General features: G+C 60.2%; 9 protein-coding genes and 1 tRNA gene. 6 read left to right on the forward strand and 4 right to left on the reverse strand.

Annotated elements, in window-relative coordinates:
* Positions 1-50: 50 nt before the first annotated feature.
* Positions 51-938, forward strand: coding sequence for an alpha/beta hydrolase (locus RHIBUN_RS0112790; protein WP_025659869.1), 888 nt, complete (start codon positions 51-53; stop codon positions 936-938).
* A gap of 93 nt (positions 939-1,031) precedes the next feature.
* Here RHIBUN_RS0112790 and RHIBUN_RS0112795 read toward each other — a convergent pair whose 3' ends face one another.
* The 4 genes from RHIBUN_RS0112795 to RHIBUN_RS0112810 all read right to left on the reverse strand — a co-directional run bounded on the left by RHIBUN_RS0112795 (position 1,032) and on the right by RHIBUN_RS0112810 (position 5,243).
* Entirely contained in the window at positions 1,032-2,087 is a 1,056-nt protein-coding gene (locus RHIBUN_RS0112795) for a porin (RefSeq protein ID WP_025659870.1), read from the reverse strand.
* Positions 2,088-2,654: 567 nt separating this feature from the next.
* Positions 2,655-2,745: transfer RNA gene (locus RHIBUN_RS0112800), tRNA-Ser, on the reverse strand.
* An 80-nt stretch (positions 2,746-2,825) separates the two neighbouring features.
* Positions 2,826-4,043: an FAD-dependent oxidoreductase gene (locus RHIBUN_RS0112805; protein ID WP_025659871.1), complete on the reverse strand. Its 1,218-nt coding sequence runs from the start codon at positions 4,041-4,043 to the stop codon at positions 2,826-2,828.
* Between the two features lie 84 nt (positions 4,044-4,127).
* Positions 4,128-5,243, reverse strand: coding sequence for a Gfo/Idh/MocA family oxidoreductase (locus tag RHIBUN_RS0112810; RefSeq protein ID WP_025659872.1), 1,116 nt, complete (start codon positions 5,241-5,243; stop codon positions 4,128-4,130).
* Positions 5,244-5,448: 205 nt separating this feature from the next.
* On the opposite strand from RHIBUN_RS0112810, the gene RHIBUN_RS0112815 reads away from it, so the two are divergent.
* The 5 genes from RHIBUN_RS0112815 to iolB all read left to right on the forward strand — a co-directional run bounded on the left by RHIBUN_RS0112815 (position 5,449) and on the right by iolB (position 12,050).
* The gene (locus RHIBUN_RS0112815; protein WP_018857444.1) at positions 5,449-6,312 is read left to right on the forward strand and encodes a MurR/RpiR family transcriptional regulator; all 864 of its coding nucleotides are present in this window, start codon (positions 5,449-5,451) and stop codon (positions 6,310-6,312) included.
* Between the two features lie 103 nt (positions 6,313-6,415).
* Positions 6,416-8,350, forward strand: coding sequence for a 5-dehydro-2-deoxygluconokinase (gene iolC / locus RHIBUN_RS0112820; RefSeq protein WP_025659873.1), 1,935 nt, complete (start codon positions 6,416-6,418; stop codon positions 8,348-8,350).
* 23 nt (positions 8,351-8,373) lie between these two features.
* A complete protein-coding gene (gene iolD / locus RHIBUN_RS0112825; RefSeq protein ID WP_025659874.1) occupies positions 8,374-10,224 on the forward strand; it encodes a 3D-(3,5/4)-trihydroxycyclohexane-1,2-dione acylhydrolase (decyclizing) in 1,851 nt (616 codons plus the stop codon).
* A 65-nt stretch (positions 10,225-10,289) separates the two neighbouring features.
* Complete coding sequence (gene iolE / locus RHIBUN_RS0112830; protein ID WP_025659875.1) at positions 10,290-11,207, forward strand: myo-inosose-2 dehydratase; 918 nt, start codon at positions 10,290-10,292, stop codon at positions 11,205-11,207.
* Between the two features lie 45 nt (positions 11,208-11,252).
* Positions 11,253-12,050, forward strand: a complete 798-nt coding sequence (gene iolB / locus RHIBUN_RS0112835) for a 5-deoxy-glucuronate isomerase (protein WP_025659876.1) — start codon at positions 11,253-11,255, stop codon at positions 12,048-12,050.
* Positions 12,051-12,092 lie beyond the last annotated feature (42 nt).

A 12,092-nucleotide genomic window follows, 5' to 3' on the forward strand; every position in this document is an offset into this window, starting at 1 on the left:
CTATTGCCGGTCTCGCTAATCTGTTCCCATGCAACAGGGGACGACGGAGCGTGGATGAAGCAAGAGACGATGGTTTTCGCGCGACAACCTATCAGAGCGACGACGGGCTCAGGCTCCATGCGCGAGACTACGGTGGCCCAGATATCGCCGACCGGCTGCCGATCATCTGTTTGCCGGGATTGACGCGGAACTCGCGTGACTTTCATCAGCTGGCGCTGCTCTTGTCGGCCGACGAAGCGACGCCTCGACGCGTTATCACGCTCGACTATCGCGGGAGAGGCCTGTCCGATTGGGATGCCAACAAGGCGAACTACAATCTCGGCGTCGAGACACGGGATGTCGTTTCGGCCTGCCAGCACCTTGCCGTTGAGCGCGCCATCTTTATCGGCACCTCGCGGGGCGGGCTGATCCTTCATCTACTGGCTGAGATGAGACCGGATCTGATCGCCGCGGTCATTCTCAACGACATCGGACCGAAGATTGAACCCAGCGGTCTCAAGCGTATCCGCGACTATCTCAATTCTGCTGCACCGCCGCGCAACTGGCCGGAAGCAGTCGCATTTCTCGAGGCCTGCCATGGCCCCTCCTTCACCGCCCTTGAGGAGCGCGACTGGCAGGAGATGGCTGGTACGATCTATCGGGAATTCGACGGGAAGCCGATCGCGGACTTCGATCCGGCCATTGCCGCTCAATTACAGATGATCGACTTCAATCAGCCGCTGCCTGATCTCTGGCACTATTACGACAGGCTCGCGACGATGCCCCTCATGGTCATCAAGGGCGAGAACTCCGATCTGATCTCCGACAAGACGCTTGTGGAGATGCGCGCGCGGTGCCCGACAATCGTGATTCTGGAGGCACCCGGCCAGGGACACGCACCGCTGCTGCATGTGCAGCCAGTGATCCCGGGTATCAGGCGGTTCATTGCGGAGGCGTAAGCGCTCTCCAAGCCACTCGCCCTAGCAGTGACCCCACAACAAAAAGCCCGGCTCGAAAGCCGGGCTCTCCTGATTGACCGAGGTCAGATCAGATTAGAATGCACGCTGCAGGCGGAAGTAGCCAGTCGTCTGGTCGTCGATGTTGTCGCCATCGAGGTACTGGACCGAAGCCTTGGCGTAGAAGTTTTCTACGATCTGGTAGTCAACCGTCAGACCAACCTTCCAAGCGTCGTCGTTTGAGAAGTCGTTGGAGGCTTCGTCTTCCATGTAGTTGAAGAAGTACTGAGCGCCGGGGGTGATCTTCAGCTTGTCGGTGGCCTGGATGGCGTACTCAGCTGCGATCGTCCATTCGGATTCGTCGTAGTAGGAGTTCGTGCCAGAAGCCCAGACAGCTGCGAGGCCGAGCGTGCCCGGACCAACGGCAACCGTACCCATCGCACGGATCGCACCTTCTTCGTTGTCGGTGTCATAGCCACCGATAACCTGGTAGGTGAAGGCGCCAGCCTTGCCGCCGAGGCCGAGAGCAACGCCAACGTTGTTCGGGTTCTCGTCAGTCTTGTAGGCGCCGTCTTCCAGCTCGTCAACCGAGATACCGGCGTAGAAGTCGCCAGACTCGTACTGGTAACGGAGGGAGTTGTGCAGCGTTTCGTGGCTTGCGAGAACGTCGGTTTCGCCCGAGAGGCCGTCATCCCACCAGCTGTAGAACAGACCGGCGCGGATGCCAGCGATGTCGATGTAAGCCGAGTCGAGGATCGAGTTCTGGAAAGCAGAGTTGGCAGCATCAGCATTGTGCTGCAGGACGATCACGCCGGTGAGCGGGCCGTACTCGGTGTCGCTCTTGGCCGTGAACTGAACCTGACCGCGGGTGAAGGCATCCCAGTCAGACGTGCCTTCCGGAAAGCCACCAGGGCCAGGGAAGCCATGATCAGACTTATCCTTGGCAACATCCACCTGGAAACGGATGTAACCTTCGATCTTCAGGCAGGTTTCCGTGCCCGGGATGTAGAAGTAGCCGGTGCCGTAAGCGTCGCAGACGCGGACGTATTCAACCGGTTCCGGCTCAGCAGCAACGATAGCGTCAGCAGCCTGAGCACCGGAAACTACTGCGAGAGCAGCAGCGGAGCCGAGAAGAAGGCTCTTGATGTTCATATTGACCTCCAATTCAAAGTTTCGATCGGGTCTGGGTTTTTCGCCGTTAGAGCAGCGTTCCCTGCCCCATCCCCATGTTTCAAGAAGTCGGACGATCAACCGCCCTTGCTTCCGAGGTTGAAAATACAAGACCGGGACTGTCACGCAATCACCAACTTGCCCGTTTGGGGTGTTTGCGACAGCCTTCCGCATACGCTGTTGCTGAAAGGTCACAAATGCGGCATCCGCCCCTCTCGTTTCTTTATACTTTATTAAGAAACCCCTGATTTTGCGGGAGTTTGCCGCCGCTGAGTTGGGGTGTGCGGCTGTGGATTGTGCCACATTGGAACCAGTTTCCTGCTGGATTCGCGTCTTTTACAGGAGATGAGGGAGACAGCGTGTTGGCGCCTGCCCTCGGCCTCAGTGCTATCGCAGCAGAATCGCCTTTGTTGACGAAAGATGATTCTCGGTTCGATTCTGCTGACGCGAGATTCGGGACGCCAAACGCGGAGGTCGTGGACAGCGCACCGAAAGACGACGCACTCGAAGAGCGGTCATTCGTCGAAACAGTTTGTGCGATGATCATGGTGGCGGAGAGGAAGGGATTCGAACCCTCGATACGCTTTTGACGTATACTCCCTTAGCAGGGGAGCGCCTTCGACCACTCGGCCACCTCTCCGGTGGGAGCCTGATAGAGTCATTCGACAGGTGACGCAAGCGCTTTTTCGGCTTTTTCACCTGATGCCGAGGCCGCCGGCCTCAGCTCAGCAGTTGCTTGAGATCGGTAGATGCGTCCGCAATGATCGCCCTGTCAGGATTGATCCCGGATTCCAACATCTTCTTGCCGCTGACGTAGGCCCTGGCGTCATTGATGGCATCCACGGCGATGAACGCCCCATTCTTGAAATACCAGATCGAGTGGGCGCCGTCGCGCGAGCCTGGACGCAGGACTGTATCGTCATAGCCCATGTTGAAGCCGGCGATCTGCAGCTTCACGTCATACTGATCCGACCAGAACCAAGGCTTGGGATCGTATGCTTCGTTGCCGCCGGCGATGATGGCGGCGACGGCTTCTGCCTGGTCGACGGCGTTCTGCACCGATTCGAGACGGATGCGTCCGCCTTGCCACGGCAGGGCCGCACAGTCACCCGCGGCAAAAATCGACGGATCGGACGTGCGGGCGAATTCATCCACGATGATTCCGTTGGCGACCTCGAGACCCGCCTCCTTGGCGAGTTGATCGTTCGGGACGACGCCGATGCCGACAATGACGAAATCGACCTCGATCGTGGATCCGTCGGAGAGTTCGGCAGCGACAACCCTGCCTTCATGGCCGACAAGATGCTTGAGCCCGGTCTTCTCCCGGATGACAACGTCATGTGTCTCATGAATCACCCGCATGATGTCGGCCGTCTCCCTGGCAGCGACGCGCTGCAGGATTCGGTCAGCCATCTCGATCACGGTAACCTCGAGACCGCGGTGACGGGCGACAGCAGCTGCCTCAAGTCCGATATAGCCACCACCAATAATGAGGACTCGGCGACCGGGCCGCATTTCATCGGCAAGCAGGTCGGCGTCGCGTTTGTCGCGCGCCACATAGACACCTTCAAGATCTCCGCCGATTGACGCCGGCAGCGCGCGCGGCGTCGAGCCAGTGGTCAGCGCCAGGGTGCCGTACTCGAGCGAGGAACCGTCCTGCAGCAGGACCTGTTTCTTGTCGCGAACGATCTGCTCCGCCCAGGTGGAAAGCCTGATCTCGACATTGTTGTCGGGGTACCAGTGTTCCGGCCGGAACAGTAGTCGATCGAAACTCATCTCGCCAAGCAGGTACTTCTTCGTGAGTGGCGGCCGCTGGTAGGGCAGCGCGTCTTCCGCACCGATGATGGTGATTGGGCGCATATCCTTGAGCGCACGCAGTTTCGCGGCCAATGCAAAGCCCGCCTGCCCCGCGCCGATGATCACCAGTCTGTCCGTCACGTTTTCACTCCCAGCATGCAGCCGCTCGTTCCAGAAAATGGGTATCCCCTGCCTCCAGCGCCGTCAACCGGAAGCGGACAGACCTCAATCGATCTCGATCCAGCGGCGCTCGTGGAATGACTGTGCCATGGCGTGAACGGACTTCTCTATCCTAAGACCGTCTTCGAATGTCACGATCGACGACGGCTCACCGGAAATTGCGCGGATCAGTTCGCGGCATTCGATGATTTTCAGGTCGTTGAAGCCGAGCCCGTGGCCAGGCGCCGGGATGAAGCGATCGTAGGGCAGATGTGTCGGGCCGGCGAGTATCTTGCGGAAGCCCTGCTCCGAGCCGCGCCCTTCGGCCTGATAGAGTTCGAATTCGTTCATGCGCTCTTGATCGTAAGTGATGGCGCCATTCGAGCCGAAGATCTGCAGCGCGATTCGCCCTTTCCGCCCCCAAGCGGTGCGGTTTGCCATCAGCACCGCAGAGATCCCACCGCCAAGTCGCATCAGGACATTGGCCGCATCGTGATTCTCGACATCGCGGCTACCGCCTTCCTTCAACGGCCGGCTGGCGTAGGGCTTTACCATGTCGGTGATGACAGCCTCGACGTGACCGAACAGATACCAGAGCAGCGACAGCGGGTGCACGGCGAAATCATCAAGCGCGCCGTAGCCGGCGGAAAGCTCGCTCTTCCAATAGAAGAAGACATCGGGATCGGCCATGAAGTCCTCGTCCATCTCGACGCGGATGTGATTGACCGCACCGATCGCCCCCTCCTCGATCAGTGCCTTGATATGCCGGATGATGGGGTTCTGGATATAATTGTAGCCGAGAACGGCGATCTTGCCCGAGGCCCTTGCCGTCTCCAGCATGCGTTCGGCATCGGCATAAGCCGGTGCCATCGGCTTTTCGCACCAGACGTGCTTCCCCGCTTCGAGCGCGGCAATCGCCATCTCGGCGTGGAACTGGTTCGGCGTGGTGACGGAAACGACATCAACTTCGGGATCGGCGATCAGCCTGCGCCAATCGGCGGTTGCCTTTTCGAAGCCGAACTCGGAGGCGCGCTTCTCGGCAAGCTCGGCATTGGCTTCGGCCAGATGGACCAGGCGCGGGCGTTCGACGTCGCCGAATACGGTCTTGACCGCATTCCATGCGAGTGCGTGGCACTTGCCCATATAGCCAGTGCCGATCAGGCCGATTCCCAGTGCTTTCATTGTATCTCCTCCAGATGTCGGGCGGATTTTTGGAATATTTAGATCATTTTGACAAGCGGCCTTTCTCGCGCACTTTTGCCGCCCGGCTCCAAAAAACTGTTCAAAACACTTGGATTTCAATAGAATAAAAACAATTGGGCTCCCGAATGAAAATCATCTATGCTCATAAATATGGAATGTTTATTTCGTTCAATGGACAGCGTGGATGGACAGTGACAGCAAAACGCCCGCCAGGGTTCCTCGCGACTTCGAGAGCCTACGCAGCATCATCATCGAACGGAAAGCAAACATGCCGAAGCGGCTTGCGCAGGTCGCAGCTTTCGCACTCGGCAACCCGGACGAAATCGCCTTCGGCACGACGGCAAGCATCGCTGCGGCATCCGACGTGCAACCGTCGACCCTGGTGCGTCTGGCCCATCATCTTGGCTACGAGGGCTTTTCGGACCTGCAGAGCATCTTTCGCGAACGCCTGCGTGACCGAACGCTGACATATGAAGAGCGACTGGTGACGCTGGAGCAGGCAAGCGGCGAGGACGAGGACGCCAACCTGCTTTCGGGTTTCATTTCGGCTGCGAGCCAATCGGTCAACAGGCTGGCGGCTACCGTCCAGACGGATACCTTTACCAAGGCAGTCGATATCCTCGCGGCTGCCGAGACGATTTACCTGATCGCCAAGCGACGCTCTTATCCGCTGACGGCGCATATGACCTACGCCTTCTCGAAGCTGAACATTCGGCACCAGATCGTCGCATCGCCAAATGGCGTCGACCCGGAAATGGTGCAGTTCGCGACGGGGAAGGATGCAGCAATCGCGGCGAGCTTCTCTCCCTATGCCGCCGACAGCCTCAGCCAGGCGGAAGCGTTGGCGGATCGTGGCGTACCTGTCGTTGCCATCACCGATTCGGCCTTTTCGCCCCTCGCCGCCCGCGCCACCTGCTGGTTCGAGGTGGCGGAGGCAGACTTTGCCGGCTTCCGCTCGCTTTCCGCTTCGATGGCCCTGACAATGGCAATTCCGGTGGCGATCGCCGAGCGGCGGCGCAAGCGAGCCCACGCAAAATCGACTAAATGAAAATGGAACAAACATTCCGAATTGACAACAATACGGAACCGATGTTTCATTGTTCGCAATCAGCAGGCGTCATGCCGTAGCCAAAATCTAGCGGGAGGACATCATGGCACAACCGAACCCGGGCTCGCAGCCAGAACCGTCGCTTGACGTGATCACGATCGGGCGTTCCTCGGTCGACCTCTATGGGCAACAGATCGGCTCGCGCCTTGAGGATATCGGCTCTTTTGCCAAATCTGTCGGCGGTTGCCCTGCGAACATTGCCATCGGGACAGCCCGTCTCGGGCTCAAGTCGGGCCTGATTACCCGCGTCGGCGACGAGCAGATGGGCCGGTTCATCATTGAGCAATCTGCGCGCGAAGGGGTCGAGACGAAAGGCATCAAGACCGACAAGGAGCGCCTGACGGCGCTGGTGCTCCTCGCCGTCGAAGCCGAAGGCGTATCGCCGATGATCTTCTATCGCGCGGACTGCGCCGACATGGCGCTCGATGAAGGTGATATCGACGAAAGCTTCATCAAGTCGTCGTGCGCCGTGCTGGTGTCGGGCACGCATTTTTCCCGGCCGAACACGGAAGCCGCACAGCGCAAGGCCATCCGCATCGCCAAGGCCAATGGCCGAAAGGTAATCTTCGACATCGACTATCGGCCGAACCTCTGGGGCCTCGCAGGCCATGCCGAGGGCTTTGAGCGCTATGTGAAGTCGGACCGTGTCTCCTCCAAGATGAAGGAAACGCTTCCAGACTGCGACCTGATTGTCGGAACGGAAGAGGAAATCCTGATTGCGTCAGGCGCCGACGACGTCCTTGGCGCACTCAAGGAAATTCGCCGCCTGTCGCCGGCAACGATCGTTCTCAAGCGCGGTGCGATGGGTTGCATCGTCTATGACGGTCCGATCAGCGACAATCTGGAAGACGGCATCGTCGGCGAAGGCTTCCCCATCGAGGTGTTCAACGTGCTCGGCGCCGGCGACGCCTTCATGTCAGGCCTGCTGCGCGGCTGGCTGAAGAACGAGCCGCTGAAGACCTGCGCCACCTGGGCCAACGCCTGCGGCGCCTTCGCCGTCTCCCGCCTGCTCTGCTCGCCTGAGTATCCGACCTGGGCGGAGCTCGACTTCTTTCTGAAGCACGGCAGCAAGCATCGCGCGCTGCGCAAGGACGAAGCGATCAATCACATTCACTGGGCCTCGACGCGCAAGGGCGACATTCCGCTTCTCATGGCGCTTGCCATCGACCACCGGTCGCAGCTCACCAGCGTCTGCGACGAACTCGGCGTAGATTACAAGAAGATCGTCGCCTTCAAGCGCCTTGCGGTAGAAGCCGCCGCCCGTGTCGCGGATGGCCGCAACGGTTACGGCATGCTGATCGACGAGCGCTTCGGACGCGACGCCTTCTTCGATGCGGCAACCAAGAACTTCGCATGGATCGGTCGCCCGGTGGAATTGCCGGGTTCCAAACCGCTTCGCTTCGAGTTCAGCCAGGACATCGGCTCGCAGCTTGTGGAATGGCCTCTCGATCATTGCATCAAGTGCCTGTGCTTCTACCATCCGGACGATCCGGCAGCCCTGAAGACCGAGCAGCAGGAAAAGCTGCGGACGCTCTTTGAAGCCGCCCGCAAGGTTGGCCGCGAATTGCTCGTCGAAATCATCGCAAGCAAGAACGGACCGCTGACCGATGATACGATCTCGATGGTGCTGGAAGAGCTCTATGCGCTCGGCATCAAACCGGATTGGTGGAAGCTCGAGCCTCAAGCTTCGACGGCCGCCTGGAAGAAAATCGATGCCGTGATCGCCAAGAACGACCCCTGGTGCCGCGGCATCGTGTTGCTCGGCCTTGAAGCGCCGGCCAACGAGCTGGTGAAAGGCTTCGAGGCGACGCTTGCAGCTCCTTCCGTGAAGGGATTCGCCGTCGGCCGCACGATTTTTGCCGAGGCAGCCCGCGGCTGGCTTTCCGGCAAGTTGAATGATGAAGAAGCGATCGCAGACATGGCCGGACGCTTCCGCCAATTGACCGAGGCCTGGTTGAAAACCCGCGGCCTACATTAATTAGAGCATTTGGGAGGTGCCCCATGGGCAAGACTGTACGATTGACGATGGCGCAGGCCGTTGCGCATTTTCTCAAGAAGCAGATGACTGAGGTCGACGGGAAGAAGGTGCCGATCTTCGGCGGCGTCTGGGCGATCTTCGGGCACGGCAACGTCGCCGGCATCGGCGAGGCCCTATACCAAGTGCGTGGCGAATTGCCGACCTATCGCGCCCATAACGAACAGGGCATGGCCCATGCGGCGATTGCCTATGCCAAGGCGAATTTCCGCCAACGCTTCATGGCCTGCACGACCTCGATCGGCCCCGGTGCACTCAACATGGTGACGGCCGCCGGTGTCGCCCACGTTAACCGCATTCCGGTTCTCTTCCTGCCGGGCGACGTCTTTGCCAACCGTGCACCGGATCCGGTGCTGCAGCAGATCGAGGATTTTGGCGACGGCACCGTTTCAGCCAACGACGCTTTTCGTCCGGTCTCCCGCTATTTCGATCGCATCACGCGCCCCGAGCAGATCATCTCGGCGCTCAAGCGCGCCATGCAGGTGCTGACCGATCCCTATGATTGCGGCCCCGTCACGCTGTCATTGTGCCAGGACGTGCAGGCGGAAGCTTTCGATTATCCCGAAAGCTTCTTCCAGGAGCGCGTCTGGACCATGCGCCGTCCGCGCCCGGATGCCGATGAACTGGCAAACGCCATCGCGCACATCAAGAAATCCGAAAAGCCGGTCATCATCGCGGGCGGTGGCGTGCTTTACTCCCAAGCAACCAAGGAACTGACGGCATTTGCGGAGGAACACCGGATCCCCGTCGTGGTCACGCAGGCCGGAAAGTCGGCGATCGACGAGAGGCACCCGCTGGCGCTTGGCTCGGTCGGTGTCACAGGGACATCGGCGGCCAATGCGATTGCAACGGAAACAGATCTGATCATCGCTGTCGGCACTCGCTGCCAGGATTTCACGACCGGCTCCTGGGCACTGTTTCAGAACGAGAAGCTGAAAATTCTCGGCCTGAACATTGCCGCCTACGATGCCGCAAAGCACGACGGCCAGACATTGGTGGCTGACGCCCGTGAAGGGCTGAAGGCAATCTCAAGTGGGCTCGCAGGCTGGAAAGCACCGACCGCGCTGGCGGAGAAGGCCGAACGGGAAAAGAAGGTCTGGGTGGAGGCGGCCGCCAAGGCGATGGCGAGCACCAATGCCGCCCTGCCCTCCGACGCCCAGGTGATCGGCGCCGTTACGCGCACGATCGACCTCGAAAGGGCAATCGGCCTTTGCGCCGCCGGCGGTCTGCCGGGTGAGATGCACAAGCTATGGCCGGCGACAGCACCTGGCAGCTATCACATGGAATACGGCTTTTCCTGCATGGGCTACGAGATTGCCGGCGGGCTCGGCGCCAAGATGGCGCATCCCGAAAAGGAAGTCTTCGTCCTCGTCGGCGACGGCTCCTACATGATGCTGAATTCCGAGCTCGCGACGTCGGTCATGCTCGGCCTGAAGCTCAACATCGTCCTGCTCGACAACCGCGGCTACGGCTGCATCAACCGGCTGCAGATGGCGACCGGCGGCGCGAACTTCAACAACCTGCTGAAGGACGCACACTACGAAGTCATGCCCGAGATCGACTTCCGGGCGCACGCCGAGAGCATGGGCGCGATTGCGGTCAAGGTTGAGTCGATCGCCGAGCTTGAAAAGGCCATCGCCGACGCGAAAAAGAATGACCGTACATCGGTTTTCGTCATCGACACCGATCCGCTGATCACGACGGAAGCTGGGGGCTATTGGTGGGATGTGGCTGTCCCTGAAGTCAGCCCGCGTGAACAGGTCAACAAGGCGCATGCGGCTTACGTCAAGGCGCGCGCCGGCCAGCGTATCGCCTAACCGGCTGTTTTAATTTTCGGAAGAGCGGTCCCGCTCTTCCAGCAATGCCTTTGAGGAGACTATTGATGAAGGCCAAACTTGGCATGTCGCCGATCGCCTGGTGGAACGACGATCTTCCTGAGCTCAGCGACGACGTATCCCTGGAAGAATGCCTGCGCCAGTCGCGCAGCGCCGGCTTCACCGGCATGGAACAGGGCCGCCGCTTTCCGAACAATCCGGCCGAGATGCTGCCGATCCTGCGCGCCGCCGACGTGACGCTCTGCGGCGGCTGGTTCTCCGGCACGCTTGTCGACGAGGACCTTTCCGCCAACAAGGAGCGCATTGCGCCAATGATCGAGCTGTTCAAAGCCGTCAACGCGCCTTGCATCGTCTATGGCGAGGTTGGCCGTTCAATTCAGGGGGACCGCTCCAAGCCGCTTGCCACCAAGCCGCGCCTCTCCGACGACGAGATGAAGGCTTATGCCCGCAAGGTCACGCAGTTTGGCGAATGGTGCGCCGAGCAGGGCATGCCGCTTTCCTATCACCACCACATGGCGGCCGTCGTCGAGACCGAGCCGGAGCTCGATGCCTTCATGCGCAATTCGGGCGAAGGCATTCCCCTTCTGCTCGACGCCGGGCATCTGGCTTTCGCCGGCGGCGACGTCTTGCGCGCCATCGATAACCACCAAGCCCGCATTAACCACGTCCACGTCAAGGACATCCGCAAAGCCGTTGTCGACGGGCTCGACCGCAGCAAGCAGTCATTCCTCGATGCGGTAGCGCTAGGCGCCTTCACGGTACCCGGCGATGGCTCGCTTGATTTCGGCGCCATTGTCAAGCGGTTCGCCGGTTACGGGTATGAGGGATGGTTCGTCGTCGAGGCAGAACAGGATCCGCGCAAGGCGCCGCCGCAGAAGATGGCGGAGATCGGTCACGCCGAACTGATGCGGGTGATGACGGCCGCTGGCTACACGGTGGAAACCGAAGGCTTCCCGAAGGGATAACACGCCCGTTGAAGCGCATTGATGTGGAATGAAGGACATACGTTCATGCCGAACCTTCTCGTAAAGCCCAAGGGTGACAGCGGTCGCGTCACCCACGTCACGCCCGACACCGCCGGCTGGACTTATGTCGGCTTCGACATGCATCGGCTGAAGCCGGGTGAGACCGTCTCCGGCGCCGCAAGCGACCGTGAAGTCTGCCTCGTCTGGGTGGCCGGCAAAGGCAAGGCGACCGCCGCTGGAGAGGATTTCGGTTCGGTCGGCGGGCGCATGAGCCCATTCGAGGGTGCGCCGCACTCGCTCTATGCTCCGGCTGGCACAAGCTGGTCGGTGACGGCGGAAACCGATCTCGAACTTGCCGTCTGCTCGGCGCCTGGCGGCGGCGATTACAAGGCGAAGCTCATCCCGCCCGGCGTGCACCCGCAATTCCAGCGCGGTAAGGGCTCGAATGTTCGCCTCGTGACCAACATCATGCCCGAGGACGACAACTCCGCTCATTCGCTGCTGGTTGTCGAGGTCATCACGCCGAACGGCAATACATCCTCCTACCCTTCTCACAAGCATGATCAGGACAATCTGCCGAACGAGAGCCTGCTGGAGGAGACTTATTACCACCGCATGAACCCGCCGCAGGGCTTCGCCTTCCAACGCGTCTATACCGATGATCGGTCGCTCGATGAGGCGATGGCGGTGGAGAATGGCGACGTGACGCTGGTGCCGAAGGGTTACCACCCGTGCGCCACCGTCCACGGCTATGATCTCTACTATCTCAACGTCATGGCCGGCCCGAAGCGGGTATGGAAGTTCCACAACCAGCCAGAGCACGAATGGCTGCTGAAGGCGTAGGCGAAATCACGATCGGCAAATAGCCTGACAGCGCGGCAGCGT

Source organism: Rhizobium sp. IBUN (genome assembly GCF_000510625.1).
In the GTDB taxonomy this organism is placed as follows: domain Bacteria; phylum Pseudomonadota; class Alphaproteobacteria; order Rhizobiales; family Rhizobiaceae; genus Rhizobium; species Rhizobium altiplani.

Excerpts from the sequence above, each read along its gene's own strand:
- RHIBUN_RS0112795 (WP_025659870.1), bottom strand. The coding sequence starts at position 2,087 with ATGAACATCAAGAGCCTTCTTCTCGGCTCCGCTGCTGCTCTCGCAGTA.
- RHIBUN_RS0112810 (WP_025659872.1), bottom strand. The coding sequence starts at position 5,243 with ATGAAAGCACTGGGAATCGGCCTGATCGGCACTGGCTATATGGGCAAG.
- RHIBUN_RS0112815 (WP_018857444.1), top strand. The coding sequence starts at position 5,449 with ATGGACAGTGACAGCAAAACGCCCGCCAGGGTTCCTCGCGACTTCGAG.
- iolC (WP_025659873.1), top strand. The coding sequence starts at position 6,416 with ATGGCACAACCGAACCCGGGCTCGCAGCCAGAACCGTCGCTTGACGTG.
- iolD (WP_025659874.1), top strand. The coding sequence starts at position 8,374 with ATGGGCAAGACTGTACGATTGACGATGGCGCAGGCCGTTGCGCATTTT.
- iolE (WP_025659875.1), top strand. The coding sequence starts at position 10,290 with ATGAAGGCCAAACTTGGCATGTCGCCGATCGCCTGGTGGAACGACGAT.
- iolB (WP_025659876.1), top strand. The coding sequence starts at position 11,253 with ATGCCGAACCTTCTCGTAAAGCCCAAGGGTGACAGCGGTCGCGTCACC.